This window comes from Paenibacillus sp. D2_2, from assembly GCF_031199965.1.
Taxonomy (GTDB): domain Bacteria; phylum Bacillota; class Bacilli; order Paenibacillales; family Paenibacillaceae; genus Fontibacillus.
Map to the genome: position 1 here is coordinate 5027509 of NZ_CP133605.1, position 20597 is coordinate 5048105.

The 20597-nt window shown below is 48.0% G+C and carries 16 protein-coding genes, 7 pseudogenes and 1 other annotated feature; of the genes and pseudogenes, 1 reads left to right on the top strand and 22 read right to left on the bottom strand.

What is annotated here, in order from left to right; translation table 11 throughout:
• Positions 1-261 precede the first annotated feature (261 nt).
• The 18 genes and pseudogenes from rplL to RE628_RS29875 all read right to left on the bottom strand — a co-directional run bounded on the left by rplL (position 262) and on the right by RE628_RS29875 (position 13742).
• The gene (rplL, locus tag RE628_RS25860; RefSeq protein ID WP_309156169.1) at positions 262-627 is read right to left on the bottom strand and encodes a 50S ribosomal protein L7/L12; all 366 of its coding nucleotides are present in this window, start codon (positions 625-627) and stop codon (positions 262-264) included.
• A 42-nt stretch (positions 628-669) separates the two neighbouring features.
• Positions 670-1200 (bottom strand): 50S ribosomal protein L10, encoded by a 531-nt coding sequence (gene rplJ / locus RE628_RS25865; RefSeq protein ID WP_309156172.1) that lies wholly within the window; start codon positions 1198-1200, stop codon positions 670-672.
• Positions 1201-1235: 35 nt separating this feature from the next.
• Positions 1236-1369 (bottom strand) — a sequence feature (ribosomal protein L10 leader region).
• 81 nt (positions 1370-1450) lie between these two features.
• On the bottom strand, positions 1451-2143 hold the full coding sequence (gene rplA / locus RE628_RS25870) for a 50S ribosomal protein L1 (protein ID WP_309156173.1): 693 nt from the start codon (positions 2141-2143) through the stop codon (positions 1451-1453).
• A gap of 133 nt (positions 2144-2276) precedes the next feature.
• The gene (rplK, locus tag RE628_RS25875; protein WP_044482537.1) at positions 2277-2702 is read right to left on the bottom strand and encodes a 50S ribosomal protein L11; all 426 of its coding nucleotides are present in this window, start codon (positions 2700-2702) and stop codon (positions 2277-2279) included.
• Positions 2703-2773: 71 nt separating this feature from the next.
• Positions 2774-3307 (bottom strand): transcription termination/antitermination protein NusG, encoded by a 534-nt coding sequence (gene nusG, locus RE628_RS25880; protein WP_120463635.1) that lies wholly within the window; start codon positions 3305-3307, stop codon positions 2774-2776.
• Between the two features lie 23 nt (positions 3308-3330).
• A complete protein-coding gene (secE, locus tag RE628_RS25885) occupies positions 3331-3522 on the bottom strand; it encodes a preprotein translocase subunit SecE (RefSeq protein WP_068779088.1) in 192 nt (63 codons plus the stop codon).
• A 21-nt stretch (positions 3523-3543) separates the two neighbouring features.
• The gene (gene rpmG, locus RE628_RS25890; RefSeq protein WP_071784256.1) at positions 3544-3693 is read right to left on the bottom strand and encodes a 50S ribosomal protein L33; all 150 of its coding nucleotides are present in this window, start codon (positions 3691-3693) and stop codon (positions 3544-3546) included.
• A 264-nt stretch (positions 3694-3957) separates the two neighbouring features.
• Entirely contained in the window at positions 3958-4611 is a 654-nt protein-coding gene (gene sigH / locus RE628_RS25895; protein WP_375143137.1) for an RNA polymerase sporulation sigma factor SigH, read from the bottom strand.
• A gap of 154 nt (positions 4612-4765) precedes the next feature.
• Positions 4766-5287 carry an NYN domain-containing protein gene (locus RE628_RS25900; protein ID WP_309156175.1) on the bottom strand — a complete coding sequence of 174 codons (522 nt, stop codon included), beginning with the start codon at positions 5285-5287 and terminating at the stop codon, positions 4766-4768.
• A gap of 5 nt (positions 5288-5292) precedes the next feature.
• Entirely contained in the window at positions 5293-6045 is a 753-nt protein-coding gene (gene rlmB / locus RE628_RS25905) for a 23S rRNA (guanosine(2251)-2'-O)-methyltransferase RlmB (protein ID WP_309159573.1), read from the bottom strand.
• A gap of 242 nt (positions 6046-6287) precedes the next feature.
• Positions 6288-6780 (bottom strand): annotated as a pseudogene (locus RE628_RS25910) (Mini-ribonuclease 3).
• A pseudogene (cysS, locus tag RE628_RS25915) lies at positions 6777-8184 on the bottom strand (cysteine--tRNA ligase). The pseudogenes RE628_RS25910 and cysS overlap by 4 nt, the downstream one beginning before the upstream one ends.
• 234 nt (positions 8185-8418) lie before the next feature.
• The gene (gene cysE / locus RE628_RS25920; protein ID WP_309159574.1) at positions 8419-9078 is read right to left on the bottom strand and encodes a serine O-acetyltransferase; all 660 of its coding nucleotides are present in this window, start codon (positions 9076-9078) and stop codon (positions 8419-8421) included.
• A 508-nt stretch (positions 9079-9586) separates the two neighbouring features.
• Entirely contained in the window at positions 9587-11038 is a 1452-nt protein-coding gene (gene gltX, locus RE628_RS25925; protein WP_309156176.1) for a glutamate--tRNA ligase, read from the bottom strand.
• Positions 11039-11136: 98 nt separating this feature from the next.
• A pseudogene (ispF, locus tag RE628_RS25930) lies at positions 11137-11624 on the bottom strand (2-C-methyl-D-erythritol 2,4-cyclodiphosphate synthase).
• Between the two features lie 64 nt (positions 11625-11688).
• Positions 11689-12320 (bottom strand): annotated as a pseudogene (gene ispD / locus RE628_RS25935) (2-C-methyl-D-erythritol 4-phosphate cytidylyltransferase).
• A 338-nt stretch (positions 12321-12658) separates the two neighbouring features.
• Positions 12659-13596 (bottom strand): annotated as a pseudogene (locus RE628_RS25940) (PIN/TRAM domain-containing protein); the annotation flags it as partial.
• 23 nt (positions 13597-13619) lie between these two features.
• Complete coding sequence (locus RE628_RS29875) at positions 13620-13742, bottom strand: hypothetical protein (protein WP_375143009.1); 123 nt, start codon at positions 13740-13742, stop codon at positions 13620-13622.
• Between the two features lie 230 nt (positions 13743-13972).
• On the opposite strand from RE628_RS29875, the gene RE628_RS25945 reads away from it, so the two are divergent.
• Positions 13973-14368 (top strand): nucleoside triphosphate pyrophosphohydrolase family protein, encoded by a 396-nt coding sequence (locus RE628_RS25945; RefSeq protein WP_309156178.1) that lies wholly within the window; start codon positions 13973-13975, stop codon positions 14366-14368.
• A 103-nt stretch (positions 14369-14471) separates the two neighbouring features.
• Here the strand turns inward: RE628_RS25945 and pssA are convergent, their stop codons facing one another.
• From pssA to clpC, 4 genes and pseudogenes are all read right to left on the bottom strand, one after another.
• Positions 14472-15197, bottom strand: coding sequence for a CDP-diacylglycerol--serine O-phosphatidyltransferase (pssA, locus tag RE628_RS25950; RefSeq protein ID WP_309156180.1), 726 nt, complete (start codon positions 15195-15197; stop codon positions 14472-14474).
• 52 nt (positions 15198-15249) lie between these two features.
• Positions 15250-16325 (bottom strand): annotated as a pseudogene (gene disA / locus RE628_RS25955) (DNA integrity scanning diadenylate cyclase DisA).
• A gap of 11 nt (positions 16326-16336) precedes the next feature.
• Positions 16337-17703: pseudogene (gene radA, locus RE628_RS25960) on the bottom strand (DNA repair protein RadA).
• Positions 17704-18025: 322 nt separating this feature from the next.
• On the bottom strand, positions 18026-20470 hold the full coding sequence (gene clpC / locus RE628_RS25965) for an ATP-dependent protease ATP-binding subunit ClpC (protein ID WP_309156182.1): 2445 nt from the start codon (positions 20468-20470) through the stop codon (positions 18026-18028).
• Positions 20471-20597 lie beyond the last annotated feature (127 nt).

The window sequence follows — 20597 nt, forward strand, 5'->3', positions numbered from 1 at the left end:
GCAATAGGGAGAAATGATTCTGGAGAAGCGTAGCGTTCGCCTTTGTGAGTAGATTTCTCCCTTGTTAGATTCTATAAGATCAAGAAATCCACGAACAACAGCGATCGAAAGAACATTTCACCCGGTTGCCTTTAATCCTGAATTTCATTCTTTCAACTTTTACAGCCCGAAGAGCAAAGAGAGCACCAGGATCAAAAATCAGAATTATTCAAAAACAAACCCCCTGAATCAAGTTCAAGGGGTTTGCTATAGAAGAAACGATTATTTTACTTCTACAGTTGCGCCTGCTTCTTCCAATTTAGCTTTAACAGCTTCAGCGTCTTCTTTGCTTACTTTTTCTTTCAATGGTTTTGGTGCGTTGTCAACGAGTTCTTTAGCTTCTTTCAAGCCAAGACCAGTGATTTCGCGAACCACTTTGATTACGTTGATCTTGGACGCACCAGCGCTAGTCAAGATTACGTCAAATTCGCTTTGTTCAGCAGCTTCAGCACCGCCTGCAGCGCCGCCCATTACAGCTACTGGAGCTGCAGCAGTTACGCCGAATTCTTCTTCAATTGCTTTTACAAGATCGTTCAGTTCAAGAACAGTCATGCCTTTAATGGCTTCCAAGATTGCTTCTTTACTCATGATAGAACCTCCGTTATTTTATTTGATTTTCGTTAATTTTAACTAGCTAACTTTCTCAAGAAGATTAAGCGCTTGCTGCGCCTTCTTCTTCTCTGCAACGGCTTTGACTGCCAAAGCGAAGTTGCGAACAGGTGCTTGAAGCACGCTGAGGAGCATCGAAAGGAGACCTTCACGGGATGGAAGTTCCGCGAGCGCTTTGATTTGGTCTGCGCCAACAACACGGCCTTCAACCACGCCACCTTTCACTTTAAGCGCATCATTCTTCTTAGCGAAATCGTTAAGAATTTTTGCTGGAGCTATTGCATCTTCTACACTGAAAGCGATGGCTGTAGGACCAGTCAACACTTCGTCTAGTTCAGTAAGCTCAGCAGCTGCTGTCGCACGGCGAACAAGCGTATTCTTAAGCACTTGGAATTCCACACCAGCTTCACGAAGCTGTTTGCGAAGTTCCGTAACTTGAGCAACGTTCAGTCCGCGGTAGTCAGCAACTACAGTAGTCGCGCTCTCGCGCAACTTCGAAGTAACCACATCAACAGCTTCTTGTTTTGCTTGAATCACTTTTGCGTTTGCCACACTGTACACCTCCTATAAGTTTTAGTAGAGGCTCTTCTCGTATGAAAAAAGCCTCCGTAGAATTACGAAGGCTTGATAAGTCATCATAGGTTGACGCTCTATCAGAACACCTCGGTAGGAAATTAAGCCTTACGGCACCTACTGTCTACGGTAAACATATTCAAATCTAGATCCCATCTTAGAACAACTCGTTCAGTTTACCAAGAGATTTACCTGAAGTCAATCCCGTTCTCGCTAAGCGAGGCTGGTATTACTTGTAAGAAGCTGTGCTAACATGAGCACTTGGGCCCATCGTCGAGGAAATCGCGATGTTCTTCAAGTATACGCCTTTAGCAGCAGCTGGTTTAGCACGGTTCAGTGCATCAACAAGTGCTTTAAGGTTTTCGTTCAATTGCTCTGCAGTAAAGGAAACTTTACCAACTGGCGCATGAATTTGACCTTGCTTGTCAAGACGATACTCAATTTTACCCGCTTTGATTTCTTGAACCGCTTTGGTAACGTCAAAAGTAACGGTACCTGCTTTAGGGTTAGGCATAAGACCTTTACCACCGAGCAGACGGCCCAATTTACCAACTTCGCTCATCATATCCGGTGTTGCTACGCAGACATCGAATTCGAACCAGCCTTGTTGGATTTTGTTAATCATATCTTGATCGCCAACGAAATCTGCTCCAGCAGCTTCTGCTTCCTTCGCTTTTTCACCTTTGGCGAATACCAATACGCGTTGTGTTTTACCTGTGCCATGCGGCAAGACTACAACACCACGAACGGCTTGGTCTTGTTTACGAGGGTCTACGCCCAAACGAACTGCTACTTCAACGGTCTCGTCGAACTTTGCAGTCGCAGCCTTTTTCACCAATTCAACAGCTTCCAAAGGCTCATAAAATGCTTCGCTATCAATCAGCTTAGCAGCTTCCAGGTATTTCTTACCGTGTTTAGCCATGAATTCGTCCTCCTTTTGTGGTATTAGCGGAAAATCCTCCCACTAGGGATGGTATTTTCAATAATGTGTTAGACACATTTAAAAATCCATCCTCGGATAAAAATGTATAACATCTCCACCCGTTCTCCAAGAATTAGTCTTGGATTGTGATGCCCATACTACGAGCAGTACCTTCAACCATGCGCATAGCCGATTCAACGGATGCTGCGTTAAGGTCAGGCATTTTTTGCTCCGCAATTTGACGAACAACGTCGCGTTTAACGGTAGCAACCTTCTTCTTGTTTGGTTCACCGGAACCTTTCTCGATCTTCGCTGCTACACGAAGCAATACAGCTGCCGGTGGAGTCTTGGTGATGAATGTAAAGGAACGGTCTTCAAACACCGAGATTTCTACTGGAATAATCAAACCAGCTTGATCAGCGGTACGAGCGTTGAATTCCTTACAGAATGCCATGATGTTGACACCTGCTTGACCGAGCGCCGGACCTACTGGAGGCGCAGGATTCGCTTTCCCTGCAGGAATTTGCAGTTTCACCACTTTAATTACTTTCTTTGCCATGTGAGACACCTCCTTGCCCTAATAGTGGTTGACGGAGCTTAACGCCCCTCCCACGTGAAACCCTAAGAAACCTATATCTTTTCCACTTGATTGTAATCAAGCTCAAGCGGGGTTTCTCGACCAAACATGTTGACATGAACCTTCAGCTTGCTCTTGTCGACGAGAATTTCTTCAATGCTGCCGACAAAATTAGCAAACGGACCAACTTTGATGCGTACGGATTCTTTGAGGTCGAATTCTACGACAGGCTTCGGCTCTTCCATGCCCATATGTTGTAAAATCTGTTCTGCTTCCTCAGGAAGCAGAGGTGTAGGCTTGGAGCCCGACCCTGTAGATCCGACAAATCCGGTTACACCCGGCGTGTTGCGAACAACATACCAGGAATCGTCAGTCTGGATCATTTCCACCAAGACATATCCGGGGTAAACTTTGCGCATGACTGTTTTCTTCTTGCCATCCTTGTTTACCACTTCTTCTTCCATTGGAACAAGAACGCGGAATATCTTGTCTTCCATGCCCATGGACTCGACGCGCTTTTCCAAGTTGGCTTTGACTTTGTTCTCATACCCAGAATAGGTATGAACGACGTACCATCTTTTTTCCATATCAAGCCACCTAAGGACCCTTCTTAAATTATCGCTTCGATCACAGCAGAAATGCCGATATCAAGTACCCAAAAATAAACAGCGACAACTACTATTGTACCTAGCACAACAAGCGTATAATTCGTCAGCTCTTTACGATTAGGCCAGCGAACCTTTTTAAGCTCAGCCCAGCTTTCAGAGAAAAAAGAAATCAACGACTTGAAACTGCGTTTCATGCGCGACTGCACCTCCAAAGACTATCTGGTTTCGCGATGAGGAACTTGCTCGTTACAAAACTTGCAAAATTTCTTCATCTCCATGCGGTCCGGGTGGTTACGCTTGTTTTTGGTTGTCGTGTAGTTTCTTTGTTTGCAGTTCGTACAAGCCAACGTAATAATTACCCGCATGATGTGCACCTCCCGAAGACATTCTTCAACTGAGAAGTCTCTTTAATTAGCCCAAACTCGCAAAAGTGAATTTAGGCCTACCTAAAACACTTTATCATATGGCTATTTCTGTGTCAACGAGTGGTTCGACCTTGTTTAGCGATTAGATCTAGTATCGGTCACCAATTTGGAAGATAAACCCGATTAGGCCTATTAAAAAAGGGCGGCTATGCATCTAGCCTCCCTTTATCTTCCAACTACCAAGATCTATCGCACCCGGAATTGCTAAATTCCAACATCGCGAATTTCCAAATAGCGTTCTAATTTTCGTTTTACTCTTTGCAGAGCATTATCAATCGATTTGACATGACGGTCTAAATCCACCGCGATCTCTTGATACGAGCGGCCGTCAAGATACAGCATGAGAACTTTACGTTCCAGGTCGCTAAGTATTTCAGACATCTTATCTTCCAGGCCTACAAATTCTTCCTGGTTAATGATCAGCTCCTCAGGGTCGCATACCTGTGAACCGCAGATAATGTCCAGTAACGTCCTATCCGAATCCTCATCGTATATCGGCTTGTCCAAAGAGACATAGGAATTAAGCGGTATATGCTTCTGTCTTGTTGCCGTCTTGATCGCAGTAATGATCTGGCGGGTAATGCATAGCTCGGCGAAGGCCTTGAACGAAGCAAGCTTATCTCCTCGAAAATCCCGGATCGCCTTATAAAGACCTATCATTCCTTCTTGAATGATATCTTCTCTGTCGGCACCGATCAAAAAGTAGGATCTGGCTTTAGCTCGAACAAAACTACGGTACTTATTGATCAAGTACTCCAACGCTTCACTGTCGCCATTCTGAACGGCTTCGACAATGTCCTCATCACTTTGGATTTCATAGTCAAACCTAACCCATCTCTCGAGGTTGACACTCACTATAAATCCCTCCGGCTGCAACGCACGGTGCCCCGTCACTCATTCAAGTAATACGAACAGTATATACGAAGGCGCATGATAGCGTCAACAAGAAAAGTGCCAAAAGATGTAAAGGAAAACAATGTCAAGGGTATAAAGGCGAAAAAATGATAACGTTTTATTCTCTTCGCCAACGTTCGAACATTTTCCGCAATTCCGGACTCAACTTGGAGTCGATCGTATTTCGGCTGGTACTGTTGCTCCGTTCCACAATCTTGGCCTGAACTTCCTTCTCGCTCTGTTCAATCTGAATCAGCAGTTCACGGGCTGACACGCGAAGCGCACCCTGACCAAAGATCACATGCTGCTCTACCATGTCACTTGTCGCAACATAGATCTGCCGCCTGGGCCTTGCAAACTCGTGACAGAGCCGTTCTATACATTCATCAGCCGTCTCCTTCTCCTTGGTGAAGTGGACATCTACCTGATTCTGAGTGAAGGATTTGCCCAGCCCAGGCACCTGATAAGCATCAAAAACAACGACGACCTGCCTACCCGAGAAAGCCTGGTAATCCGCCAAACGTTCCAGCAGAGAATCACGTGCTGCCTGCAAATCATTCCTGGACAAAGCGGCCAGATATGACCATCCGCCGATCATATTGTACCCGTCTACAAGAAGAACATCGCGCTTGTCGCGCATAGGCGCTATCCTTCGGCGCGGCGAATGCGCATTACTTCATACATCATTACTCCGGCGGCAACCGAAGCGTTCAGAGAATTAAGGCGTCCGTTCATCGGTAACTTGAGCAGCACGTCACAGGTCTCACGAACCAAACGACCCATCCCTTTGTTCTCATTCCCGATAACGATCGCCACGGGTCCACCTAATATTTTGCCGCCTCCATAGATTTCTTCCTTCGCCGCGACATCAGTTCCGACGATCCATACGCCAGCTTCTTTCAGCTGTTCCATCGTCTGCACAAGATTAGTTACTCTAGCAACAGGAACATATTCGACAGCACCTGCCGATGTTCTCGATACCGTAGCCGTCACTGCAACGGAGCGGCGCTTCGGAATAATGACACCATGAACACCCGTGCATTCCGCAGTACGCAAAATCGAACCTAGATTGTGCGGGTCCTCGAGTTCATCGAGAATGAGCAGGAAGGGCGCTTCCCCTTGTTCAGCCGCCTTTGCAAGCAAATCTTCGACCTCGACATAGGCATACGGAGCCGCCTGGGCTACTACACCTTGATGTTGCATGCCTGGTACCATCGTATCGAGCTTGCGCTTATCGACAAATTGCACCACGATACCTTGGGCCTTGGCTTCAGCTATAATCGGTTGTGTTAAATGCTTCTGCGCACCTTCAGCGATCCATATCTTATTGATTGTTCGGCCAGCTCTAAGCGCCTCCATCAAGGAGTGCTTACCGGCAATCCATTCTTGATCTTCCATCATTATATCCTCCCAAGGAGCTATAGCTCCCGTATATAATCTGTCCGTAGAGGTTGAAGTACTTCTTCTGGATAAAGGCAGCCGGGTGAAATGTTCTTCCGATCGCTGTTGTTCATGGATTTCCTGATCTATTAGAACCCAACAAGGTGGAAATCCATTCACAAAGGCGAACGCTACGCTTCTCCAGAATCATTTCACCCTCTTGCCTATTCCCTGCTCTTATTTGATTTCAACCTATGTGCTTATCGTTCTTCTTCCTCTAGCAGCTGGAAGCCTGCAGCGATCAGTTCGCGCAAGCGATCATGTGCCCCGGTGTAATATAAGTATCCGACCAAGCTCTCAAAAGCGGTTGCCTGACGGTAGTCTAATACATTCGCGTTCTTCGGAACTGTCCCCGATTTCGCATTCCGACCTTGCCGGACAACATCCTTCTCATCGTCGGAGAGCTGAGACTCAAGCAGAGCAAGTAGTCTGGCCTGCGCCTTGGCAGATACATATTTTGTAGACTGGCCATGTAGATGATGCGGCCGTAAATTAGGCTTGGCCATCACATGCTGGCGCACGGCTACCTCAAATACCGCATCGCCAATATAGGCGAGCGCCAGCGGCGGAAGCAGCCTCAGCCGGTTTGGCTGGCTGCTCCGGGAACCAGAGCGGCGCAGGCGATGCAGAGACCGCTGCTTCTGCCAAATGATCTTGCTTCGCGCTGTTTACCTCGCTGTTCGGATCTGTCATTTACGACGCCACCTCATACCCTGTGGCGTGTCTTCCAGAATAATTCCCTGCGCATCGAGCAGATCGCGGATCTCATCGGCACGCGCCCAATTTTTGGCCTTGCGCGCTTCTGTACGCTCTGCGATCAATGCCTCAATCTCATCGTCCAGAAGCTCCGCCTCTGCTTCAACAGCGATACGCAGAACTCCGTTCATTTCCTTGAATAACTGATGGGCCGCTTCCAGATCAGCACGATTCACATCGTTCTGCTGTAGTAAACTGTTCACTTCGCTTACCCAGTCAAACATCGCAGTGATCGCATCCGGAGTATTGAAATCATCCTGCATCTTTGCATGGAATGCCGCTGAAATTCCCGCCAGCTTCTGCCCCACGCATCTGTAATTTGGCTATCTGTGCCCTCTACTTCCAAGCTGTTCAAGCGATACAGCAAATTGCTCAACGCGTTGGAAATCCGCTCTACGCTGCGCTCTGCCTGATCCATCGTCTCTGCGGAGAAATTCACCTGGTTGCGGTATTGGGTCGACAGGATCGCATAGCGAATTGCCTCAGGCTTATGTCGAGTTAACAAATCTTTAACCAGAACTCCGTTGCCAAGCGATTTGGACATCTTCTCGCCATCGATATTAACATAACCGTTATGCATCCAATAATTAGCCAGCGGCTTGCCTGTCATCGCTTCGGACTGTGCAACCTCACACTCATGATGTGGAAATTCCAAGTCCTGTCCTCCGCCATGAATATCGAGCGTATCGCCAAGCAATAACCGTGACATCGCCGAGCATTCGATATGCCAGCCCGGACGGCCTTGACCCCATGGGCTATCCCAGGAAATCTCACCTGGCTTGGCTGCTTTCCACAATACGAAGTCAACGGGACTCTCTTTACGGGTGTCAACATCAATACGGATGCCGAACTGCAGCTCCTCGATATTCTGCCTGAGAGCTTACCGTAATCGGCAAATTTGCTTGTGCGGAAAAAGACATCGCCACCTTTTTCATAAGCAAAGCCTTTGCGCTCCAGCTCATGAATGAAACCAATAATCTCATCCATGTTCTCGGTAACGCGTGGGTTCGCCGTGGCACGTGGAATGCGTAGACCTTCCAGGTCAGCATAGAACGCCTCGATGAACATGCTTGCCACTTCAGGTACAGGCAGCTTCATCTCCTCAGCTTTGCGGATTAGCTTATCGTCTACATCCGTAAAGTTCACCACATAGTTCACATCATAATCCTGGTTCTCCAGATAGCTGCGAACCACATCAAAGAATATAACCGGCCTTGCATTTCCGATATGGATATATCCGTATACAGTTGGTCCGCATACATACATTTTAACTTTCCCCGGCTCCTGAGTGACGAACTTCTCCTTCGTCCGGGTTAATGTGTTATAGATTTGCAGTGCCATGCGCTCTGTCCTTTCGTATATGAGGTTGTTCAAAAAGTCCACTTTTGATCACGAAGTGAATCAAGAGGCATCTCGACGTCGAATCTTGAATTCAGCCGGGCCTTCCGGTGCTCACGTAGGTTTTGCCTACGCTCCGCTCCTCAGTCCCTAACTTCATCCAACCTTCTCGGTGCTGAAAACCGGACTATTTGAACATACACTTAAAATATAGTAATCTTCAAATTCGTTAATCACTTATTGCTCCACGCGTGATTCATCCGGCATACTTTGCCGCAGCGTCTTGATTTCGGCCCGTAGCTGTTCGATCTCCTGCTGCATCGCCCGCATAGAATCAACCATTGGATCGGGCAATTGGTGATTCAAACGATCCAGACGCTTGCCATCCTGACGGACCACTTTGCCTGGAATTCCAACCACCGTACTACCTGGAGGAACCTCCTTAAGGACGACTGAGTTGGCCCCGATATTCGCCTGGTCTCCTACCTTGAAGGAACCAAGCACCTTCGCACCTGAGCCGATGACAACATTGTTCCCAATTGTTGGATGGCGCTTCCCCTTCTCTTTGCCACTTCCCCCCAAGGTTACCCCCTGATAGATAACCACATCATCCCCGATTTCGCAAGTCTCGCCAATGACAACCCCCATACCATGGTCAATGAAAAGACGCTTGCCGATCGTGGCCCCCGGATGAATCTCAATCCCGGTAAAGAAGCGGCTAATCTGCGACACCGTCCTGGCTGCTGTAAACCAGCGGTGCCGATAGAAGGAATGGGCGATCCTATGACTCCATATTGCATGTAGGCCGGAATAGGTAAAGACTACCTCGAACCAGCCCCGTGCCGCCGGGTCATTCTCAAATACCGCCTCAATGTCGGATTTGATTATTTTGAACATAGCTCCCCTCTTTCCTTGCGGATCCATCGCGACCTGCCTATATACAATGAAAAATAACGCCAGATCTCCCCCGAATGTCAAAAAAGCGCCCCTGCAGCCTAGAGCTGCAGAGACGCTTCATGCGTGGTTCCACTCTGCTTCGGGTAAGGCGGTCTCCCATAACGCCACACAATGGCGAATGAAATCCGGATCCTCTCCCCTTTATGGAGATCCTTAACGCGGATAATACGGCAGCATCTACTGGTCCAATAGGCCCTTCGATGTTGCAGCTCCCGGGTGCATTTCCGCTGCGCAAGATTGAGATAACTTCCAGCCCGAAGCGATATTCATCGCCTCCCGATTATCCTCTCTGTTCAATCCGCCTTCTTGCGTACTTCTCCCGATCTATGCCGATAGCTTACAGGGATTCCCCTGCAAAACAAGCTATAAATCACTTCTTAATAAAGAAACTTATATTGGTTCTATCTTACTCGAAAGACACTAAAACTGACAATATATTATTGACAACTTAGATCCGCGACTGCAGAAGCTCCTTCACGCGCTCTTGTCCCAACAGGTAGATCGTCTGGTTCAAATCGCGGCCATGCATTTGTCCGGTCAGAGCAACACGGATCGGCATGAACAGCCCTTTACCTTTGACGCCTGTTTCTTTCTGAACTGCTTTGATAGAAGCACCGATATTCTCGACCGAGAATTCATCCATCGCCTCGATCTTGGCCAGGAATGCGCTCAGTACTGTAGGAACTTGCTCCTCCGCCAGTATAGGAGCTGCTTCCTCATCAACCGCAACCTCTGCACGGAAGAACATCTCTGACAGCGGGACGATATCTGATGCAGCAATCATCTGCTCCTGATAAAGGGCAACCAGCTTATTAGCCCATGCCTCCTGCTCGGCGGTTAGCTCAGCTGGCAGGCGTGATGCTTCCTGCAGATGCGGAATCGCCATAGACGCGATTCGTTCAGGATCAGCATTCTTAATATAATAGTTATTCAAGTGGGCTAGTTTCTGCTTATCAAATACCGCAGGACTGCGCGACAGACGATTCTCATCGAAAATGGAGATCAGTTCTTCCTTCGAGAAGATTTCCTGCTCCCCTTCCGGAGACCATCCAAGCAGGGCGATGAAGTTGAACATCGCTTCCGGCAAGTAGCCGAGCTTGTCGTATTGCTCCATGAACTGGATTACCGATTCGTCACGTTTACTCAGCTTCTTATGGTTGTCGCCGACGATCAAGGTCATATGTCCGAAACGCGGTGGCTCCCAACCGAGGGCTTCATATATCATCAACTGACGCGGGGTGTTGGAGACATGATCCTCACCGCGAAGTACATGCGTAATATCCATCAGATGATCATCCAGTGCTACCGCAAAATTATACGTTGGAATTCCATCCTTCTTCACGATAACAAAATCACCGCTGACGTCGGATTCAAACGTAATCGGTCCTTTAACAAGATCATCAAATGTATAGGTTCTTCCTGCCGGGACATGGAATCGAATGCTGCAGCCACGTCCTTCAGCTTCGTGAGCCGCGATCTGCTCTGCACTCAGATGCCGACACTTGCCGGAATAACGTGGGGTCTCACCGCGAGCCGTTTGCTCCTCGCGCTCTTTCTCCAGTTCCTCTTCTGTACAATAACAACGATAAGCCAGTCCGCGATCCAGCAGATCCTGCCAATAGGTCTTGTAAATATCAAGTCTTTCCGTCTGCCGGTACGGGCCGTAATTACCGCCCACATCAACGCTCTCATCCCAGTCCATACCAAGCCATTTGAGGTATTTGAACTGGTCTTCTTCACCGCCAGCAATATTCCGCTTCACATCGGTATCTTCAATACGAACGATGAATTTCCCGCCATGATGTCTTGCAAACAAATAATTGAACAAAGCCGTTCTGGCATTGCCAATATGTAAATGTCCTGTCGGACTCGGCGCATAACGCACACGAACTTCCGTCATTCCAATCCCCTCCCGATTCGTGTAAATGAATACAGCTAACTGTCGGAACTGGCTATATATTAGAATTAGTCAGTTAATTATAAGTTAACCCTACAACCTCAAGATGATAGCATATCCTTCATCAGACATACAATACATTGTGCCGCAATTCCTTCGCCGCGGCCCGTGAATCCTAGCTTCTCCGTCGTCGTAGCCTTCACGTTGATCTGTTCAGGCTTAGCTCCCAGAGCTTTAGCGATAATCTCCACCATCTGCGGAACATACGGCGCCATCTTAGGCCGCTCCGCGATGATCGTCGCATCCAGATTGCCGAGACGGTAACCGCGATCCTGCGCCATCTTCCAAACCAGTCTCAGCAGCTCAAGACTATCCGCATCCTTATAAGCTGGATCGGTATCTGGGAAGTGACGCCCAATATCCCCAGCGCAAGCGCGCCTAAAATTGCATCGCTTATCGTATGCAGCAGAACATCAGCGTCAGAGTGCCCAAGCAACCCTTTCTCATAAGGAATCGTCACCCCGCCGATAATACAAGGTCTCCCCTCTACCAATTGATGCACGTCGAATCCTTGTCCTACAGCTATCATATCATCTCTCTCCCCATCAAAATTGTTCATCGTACTGAAAACCGGACTTTTTGAAATCTAATCTTTAATTATGACGCAATATAAATTCAGCGTAATCCAAATCCTCTGGCGTCGTGATCTTGATGTTACGATATCCCCCTTCAACCACTCTGACGGGAAGGCCGAGCCGCTCCAGCAGCATCGCATCATCTGTACCGACGAAACCATCCTGTGCGGCCTGTTCATGAGCATCAAGCAGCTGTGAACAGCGAAAAGCTTGCGGGTCTGTATCGCCCACAAGCTCCGGCGAGGGGGCGTACCGATCACTTGCCCCTGCTCGTTCACCTGCTTGATCGTATCCTTCACAGGCGCAGCAAGAACGGACGCACCATGATCCACGGCTGCCTCAATACAAGCCGTAATCTGCTCCTCCGTCACAAAAGGGCGTACGCCGTCATGCACCAGTACATAGGGGCTTTCGATTTGCCGAAGCCCCAGATACACCGATTCTTGACGCTCCGCGCCGCCCGGAATAACTTTTGCTTTTGTTGTGATACCGTACTCGCTAATCCAGGTCTTGCAGCGCTCTACATCCTGCTCACCAGTCACAAGTACTATCTCTTCAATCATAGGGTGGCGGTCAAACATCTCCAATGTATGAACGATGATCGGTTTGTTCTGAAGCAGCAAGTATTGCTTACTCTCTATCGTCCCCATACGGGTTCCCGACCGGCCGCCACTACGATAGCCCCAACATGGGGACTTGTCTCAGTATTCATGTGCTTTGCCTCACCCAGACTAGAATTATGCCATCAGAGGTAGTTCAAAATGTCTGCTTTTGATCACGAAGTAACACTGAGAGCTATTCGACATCGAATCTTGAATTCAGCGGGCCTTCCGGTGCTCACGTACCAACTACGTACGCTCCGCTCCTCAGTCCCTAGCTTCATCCAACCTTCTCGGTGCTGAAAACCAGCCTTTTTGAACATACATATAGGTCCCCCTCACGCCTAAGCCGCAGGGGCATCCTCGCATTTATTCTCATCATACCGAATTTACTGGGCTTTTTCCAACAGTTTCGGTTTAGCGAAGATCATTCGTCCCGCAGAAGTCTGCAATACGCTGGTAACAAGTACTTCCGTGATGCTGCCTATGAAATCCCGTCCACCTTCAACAACGATCATCGTCCCATCATCCAGATAAGCCACGCCCTGGCCGTGCTCCTTACCATCCTTGATTACCTGTACCATAATCTCCTCACCTGGCAGAACGACCGGCTTAACCGCATTGGCCAGATCATTAATGTTCAGCACCGATACACCCTGAAGCTCGCATACCTTATTCAAGTTGAAATCATTGGTAACGACTTTGCCCTGCAGCACCTTCGCCAGTTTAACCAACTTACTATCCACTTCCGAGATTTCCTCGAAATCCCCTTCATAGATCATGACTTTCACGTCCAGCTCCTTCTGAATCTTATTCAGAATATCCAAGCCGCGGCGGCCACGATTACGCTTGAGCAGGTCCGATGAATCAGCGATATGCTGAAGCTCCTCAAGTACAAATCCCGGGATCACAATCGTTCCTTCAATGAAACCCGTCTTACAAATATCCGCGATACGTCCATCGATAATGACACTAGTGTCTAATATTTTATGATGCTCCAGCTTCTCTTCTTCCTCCGATGAGCTTCCCACTGCCCCGACTTCCACAGCGAGGACAGTTCATCCTTCTTCTCCAAAGCAACATACAGTCCTATGTAGCCAAATAGGGTTGAAGCCGCCAATTGGGCAAATACCTCTAGCGAACCAAGCCAGGACAATACGGGATAGAGCAGTAATGAAAGAAGAAGTCCTGCAGTTAATCCGAGCGTTCCGGCCGCCATCTTATTCATAGGAATCTCCGTCAACCGGGTAATCAGGCGTCCAATTTGTGTAGCAAGCGTCTCAGCAACAAGCGAGTACATGAATAAAAAAAGACAAGCACCAGCAACCGCCAGAATAAGCTGCCCCACAATCATCGGCATGTCAGCAAACCAGGAGCGAAGCGGTTCCGGAAAACTCCGGCGAGTCCTGTAGCGGTATATCCGAACCAAGCACCAGCCAGACCGGATAGAATTAATAAACTTTTCTTAAGCATGTCCTTCTCTTCACCTCCATAAATTGTATACTTTCTTTATCCAGTATGATCCAATTTTTCGTAGTGTAATCCAGAGAGAAAGACTTTTTTCCTCATTTTTCCGTTTGTCTGCTGCTTACGATGATCATATAATTTGTCTCTCCAACCCGTTATTATGGGATTTCTGGTTGATTAGTGAGGAAAATGTGGCATATAATGGACTCAATTCATAATATTGAGGTGGATGGAAAATGAGCGCACCAAGCCTTCATTCTTTTCAAGATCAAGTTTCTGAGCTGTTGCTCCGTCACCGCAGTTTGCTGGACGTTATGTCCAAAATGGGACAAACTAATGCCGCAGCGACCCGTTCCGTAACCAAGGCGATTACCGAATGCGGCTGTATTGAGCTGCACGCCACGAAGCAGGATTTTGAGCCTGGTATGGATTTGCAGGAGGCCAAAGAGACGATAAGCAAGCACGTTCAGGGAGAGCTATGTGAGAATTGCCGGGATGTGATTACGAATGAGCTTGGTAGAAGCCTGTTCTACATGTCGGCGCTTTGCAATTTGCTTGGTATCGATATGGAGGAAATTGTGGAACGCGAATCGCAAAAATGCTCGACACTGGGACTGTTCAACATGTCTTGAACCATTCCTAACTAGCAATCAGCATAGGAATATGAAGCAACACAAAAAAAGGCATCATCTTCCGCCTAAGGCGGCAGGATGAATGCCTTTTATTTATGTCTTGCTATTTGGACCGAAATACTTTATCGGCTTCATCATCATGGTGATTTTTGCGACGAAGTAACCGATCTAAACTTTGTTTAAGTCCGTACCCGGCATAAAGAACCAAAGGAATAAAGACCAGCTTGGAGATTTGATCCGGGAAGAAAACGGCGACTAATATCGCAATAATAATGACAAAAGGAGCGTAAGTAATTGCTTTCTTAGGAATTCCGACCTTTTTGAAATTCGGATATTTCACTGAACTAACCATCAAGTATGACAATAGAAGCATTGTGACTATAAAATATGGGGCCCCGATATTGTTATGAAATAAGGCCAATGTTGCTACGACACCGCCTGCAGCAGGAATCGGCAATCCGATGAAATATCCCGGGATTCCGGACTGAACATTAAAGCGAGCAAGTCTAAGCGCACCGCACATCGGAAATATGGCTGTAACTGCCCAAGCCAGACCAGGCTGGACATTCTGGAAAGCAATAATATACATAATGAGTGCGGGAGCTACCCCAAATGAGACAACGTCGGATAAAGAGTCGAGTTCCTTGCCAAAATCGCTCTGGGCATTCAAAGCTCTGGCAACACGCCCATCCAAACCATCCATCAACATCGCTACGATAATCATGATAGATGCCAGGCTATATCTACCATTCATCGCTAACATTATGGCGATCATCCCCATGAATAGATTGCTCAGTGTAAAAAGGTTTGGAATTGATTTTGTAACCATCTCTTCACCTCTACTAGTTATTCCACTTAATCATCATTTCATGATAGGTTAATTATATTTGCCTGTCAATGAACACTTGTTCCTGTATTCGCTTCAGCCCTTCTTTAATTGCACGTGCCCTTGCTTCCCCAATACCGTCAACTTCATCGAGTTCTTCAATCGATGCCATTAGTATTTCCGGTAGCTCACGGAATCGTTCAACCAAATTATGAATGATGACATTGGGCAGACGAGGATCTTATTCAATACGCGATACCCGCGAGGTGATATAATCTCCTCTGAAGTAGCCGCCACGGAAGGATAGCCGAGCAGGCGGGTGATATGAACATCGTCCAAAAGTTCATCGTCGCTGGATCGCTTCAGACCAAGAATGATCTCACGGATCGCTTCGTCACTGCCATCCCTGGCATAATCTTTGTAGAGCAGCCAAGCTTCTTCCTCCATATTGCTGACCAGCTCCTCCATCTGCATGCTGATCAGCCGGCCCTCGATTCCAAGTTCATTGATGAAGCGCTTGATCTCCAGCTTAATGCGGATGACCATCTCTACCCGCTGCATGACATTCACGACTTCAGGAATCGTTACTAATTCCTCGAACTCCGAAGCGGACAGATTCGTCAGCGCCTGATTGAGTACCGCTCTGTATTTCTCCAGCGTCTGAATCGCCTGGTTCGCCTTGGTCAGAATTTCTCCGCTCTCCTTCAGCGCATAACGAAGTCCCCCTTGATACAGGGTAATGATAGTGCGGCGCTGTGAGATCGATACGACCAACTTGCCCGTCTGCTTAGCGACGCGTTCCGCCGTCCTGTGACGAATCCCGGTCTCCGACGATGCGATAGAAGAATCAGGGATCAACTGTGTATTCGCATATAATATTCGTTTCAAATCTTCACTAAGAATGATGGCTCCATCCATCTTGGCCAATTCATACAGATAGTTAGGAGAAAAATCGCAATTGATGGAAAAACCGCCTTCTACAACCTCCATTACTTCAGGGCTATAGCCAACTACGATTAAACCGCCGGTTTTCGCACGCAGCACATTTTCCAACCCATCCCGAAAGGAAGTACCCGGAGCCACGAGCTTCAGCAAATCATTCATTTTCTCTGCCTGAGTTGTTTCTTTCATTATTGTGCCCCCTAATCTAATGCAACAGCAAGCGCATCTGCAACGGTATTTACACCGATTAATTCTATCTCTTTGGGCCCCTGCCAGCCCTTCAGACTCTTCTCCGGCAGAATAACCCGTTTGAAGCCGAGCTTCGCAGCCTCTTTACTCTCTGTTCGACGCGTGAGACCGCTCTGACTTCCCCTGTAAGCCCGACTTCGCCGAATACGACATCATAAGGCTTCGTAGGTACATCGCGGAAGCTGGAGGCAATACTAACGGCAATCGCCAGGTCTACGGCGGGTTCATCGAGCTTCACTCCGCCGGCCAAATTAACATAGGCGTCCTGATTCTGCAGGAACATACCCATTCGCTTCTCCAACACGGCAATAATCAAATTCATCCGGTTATGATCCACACCCGTAGCCATTCTACGCGGGGAAGAAAACAAAGTTGACGTGACTAGAGCCTGGAGCTCGACCAGCATCGGTCTGGTCCCTTCCATGCTGGCCACTACAGTGGAACCTGCAACGCCAAGCGGACGTTCAGAGAGGAATAGCTCTGAAGGATTCAGAACCTCTTCCAAACCGGCTTCATTCATTTCAAATATACCCATTTCATTGGTGGAGCCAAAACGGTTCTTTACTGCACGTAGCAATCGGTATGAATGGTGACGCTCGCCTTCGAAATACAACACACAATCGACCATATGCTCCAGCATACGTGGACCAGCGATAGCCCCTTCCTTCGTAACATGTCCGACCAATACAGTGGCAATTCCCTGCCCTTTGGCAACCCGCATGAACCGCGCTGTACATTCGCGAACCTGAGAGACACTACCAGGTGCACTGGTTACCTCCGGCATATATACCGTCTGGATCGAGTCGATCACGAGGAAATCCGGTTTGACTTCATTGATTGCTTCCTCAATTCCATCGATGCTGCTCTCACACATAACGTACAGATTCGGCGACAATGCCCCAAGTCTCTCTGCCCGCAGCTTCGTCTGGCGGACCGATTCCTCTCCAGAAACATAGAGCACTTTCCTGCCTGAATTGGCCATTTCATTCGAAGTTTGCAGAAGTAATGTCGATTTCCCGATTCCAGGATCTCCGCCAACCAGGACCAAGGATCCAGGGACAATCCCTCCGCCTAGTACACGGTTAAGCTCTCCAATCCCAGTAAGGATTCGCGGCTCTCGGCCACTCTCTATATTTATGATCGGAAGTGGCTTTTCTTTCGTATGAAATATCCCAGAGGAAATCCCTTGTGTCTTGACCACTTTCTCGGTTTCTTCCACCATACTGTTCCATGCCCCACATCCAGGACATTTCCCATACCATTTCGGTGATTCATACCCGCAATCGGTACAGAAGAACTTTGTCTTTACTTTTGCCATTAATCTCTCCTTCTTACTTTCGCAATATTTAACAAACCTTGCAGGTTGCACCACAAAGCCAATAATCAAAGTTTATCATTGTTATCGATTTGGCGTAAAGTTTTGCCTGCAAACAATTTCCGTTAACTTCTGAAAAACATGTAAAAATCATTGAAAAGAACATTAAACTGCGAAAAATTATGTATGTATAACTACTTAATTGAAAAAAACAGCTTCCAAAGCAATGACTGCTCTGGAAGCTGCTTGCTTTTATTATGTTAATCGGCAAATTGGCCGCTCTAATGAAGATATTTCAGGTGAAATTTTGGACAAAGTCAACAATTTATGCCATTTTCACAAAATCCCCGGTTTTTTTCACGGTTAATTCACCATTGTCTTCATCAATCGTGAGCGAATCGCCTTTCTTCACTCTGCCGGTCAGCAATTCTTCAGACAGACGGTCTTCGATATGCTTCTGGATCGCCCGACGCAATGGACGAGCACCGTAGGTTGGATCATAGCCTTCCTTAGCCAAGAATGCCTTTGCTTTGTCCGTTAGCACAAAGTCGACATCGAAATCGTTCAGCCGTTTCCGTAATTCTTCAGCCATCAGCGTTACGATCTCTCCGATATGCTTCTCTTCGAGAGAATGGAACACGATAATCTCGTCGATCCGGTTCAGGAACTCAGGGCGGAAGCTCTTCTTCAGTTCTTCCATCACCTTAGTCTTCATATTATCGTAATCTGCACCCGCATCTGTTACAGCAGTGAAGCCCATTCTAGTATTGCGACGAATTGCTTCAGCCCCAACGTTAGAGGTCAGAATGATCAGTGTGTTACGGAAGTCAACAACCCGGCCTTTGGAATCGGTCAATCGTCCATCTTCCAGCACTTGAAGGAGAATGTTGAATACTTCTGGATGAGCCTTCTCGATCTCATCAAGCAACACAACCGAATATGGCTTGCGGCGTACTTTCTCGGTCAATTGACCGCCTTCTTCATAACCGACATATCCCGGAGGCGCACCGACCAGACGAGCGGTGGAATGCTTCTCCATATATTCCGACATGTCGATGCGGATTACGGCATTCTCATCACCGAACATCGACTCAGCGAGAGCACGAGCCAATTCGGTCTTACCTACACCGGTTGGACCAAGGAAAATGAAGGAGCCCATCGGACGCTTCGGATCTTTAAGTCCGGCACGTGCGCGGCGGATGGCCCGACTGACTGCCTTGACAGCCTCATCTTGACCGATGACGCGCTCATGCAGTATGGATTCCATATTCATGAGACGCTCAGTCTCTTCCTCTTTCAGCTTGTTAACAGGAATTCCCGTCCAGCTTGCCACGACTTCAGCAATATCCTCCGGAGTAACTTCGGAATCCATACGGCCTTGCTTTTCCTTCCATTGGTTCTTCGTCACATCAAGCTCTTCGCGAATCTTCTGTTCAGTATCACGCAGTGCTGCTGCTTTCTCGAACTCCTGGCTTTGTACAGCCGCATCCTTCTCCTTGCGGATGTCCTCCAGACGGCTCTCCAGTTGCTTCAAATTAGGCGGTACCGTATAAGTGCTCAGCCTTACCTTAGAACCAGCCTCATCGATCAAGTCGATCGCTTTGTCCGGCAGGAAACGGTCTTGAATGTAGCGGTCGGACAGTTTAACAGCTTGCTCGATCGCTTCATCCGTAATCTTCACACGGTGATGCGCTTCATAACGATCGCGGAGACCATGCAAAATCTGAATCGTCTCATCCGTGGAGGGCTCATCGACCGTAATCGGTTGGAAACGACGCTCCAGGGCGGCATCTTTCTCAATATACTTGCGGTATTCATCCAGCGTTGTTGCCCCGATACATTGCAACTCGCCACGGGCCAGCGCTGGCTTTAGAATATTGGAGGCATCAATGGCGCCTTCGGCTCCACCAGCTCCAATCAGCGTGTGAAGTTCGTCAATGAACAGGATGATGTTACCCGCTTGGCGAATCTCATCCATAATCTTCTTCAAACGGTCCTCGAATTCGCCGCGGTATTTCGTTCCCGCCACGACAGAACCCATATCGAGCGTCATGACACGCTTATCGCGTAAGGTCTCAGGAATTTCATTATTTACGATCTTCTGAGCCAATCCTTCGGCAACCGCTGTCTTACCAACACCTGGTTCACCGATCAGTACCGGATTGTTCTTCGTCCGCCGGCTCAACACCTGAATGACGCGCTCGATTTCTTTACTTCGCCCGATTACCGGATCAAGGTTGCCTTCTTTGGCAGAAGCGGTCAAATCACGGGCAAGGCTATCTAGCGTTGGCGTGTTCACATTGACTGGTGCACCGTGATGGCTAGAGACGGCTTCGCTGCTGCCTAGCAGTTGCAATACTTGCTGACGAGCTTTGTTCAAGCTGATACCCAGATTGTTAAGTACTCGTGCAGCTACGCCTTCGCCTTCACGAATCAATCCCAGCAGAATATGCTCCGTTCCGACATAGGTGTGGCCCAGCTTACGGGCTTCGTCCATCGACAACTCGATTACTTTCTTAGCACGCGGCGTATAGGCGATATTAATCGGCTGTTCCTGACCGCGTCCAATTAGAGTCTCGACTTCATCCTGTATCTTCTCCAAACCAAGACCGAGACCGATAAGGGCTTTGGCAGCAATGCCCTCGCCTTCACGGATCAATCCCAGTAGAATATGCTCTGTTCCGATATTGTTGTGCCCCAGTCTGACTGCTTCATCCTGAGCTAGAGCCAGTACCTTCTGAGCGCGTTCTGTAAATCTACCAAACATCATATCCAATACACCTCCATATTAAATCTATCCCAACCAATTTTGATCACGAAGTAACACTGAGAGCCTATTCGACATCGAATCTTGAATTCAGCCGGGCCTTCCGGTGCTCACGTACCAACTACGTACG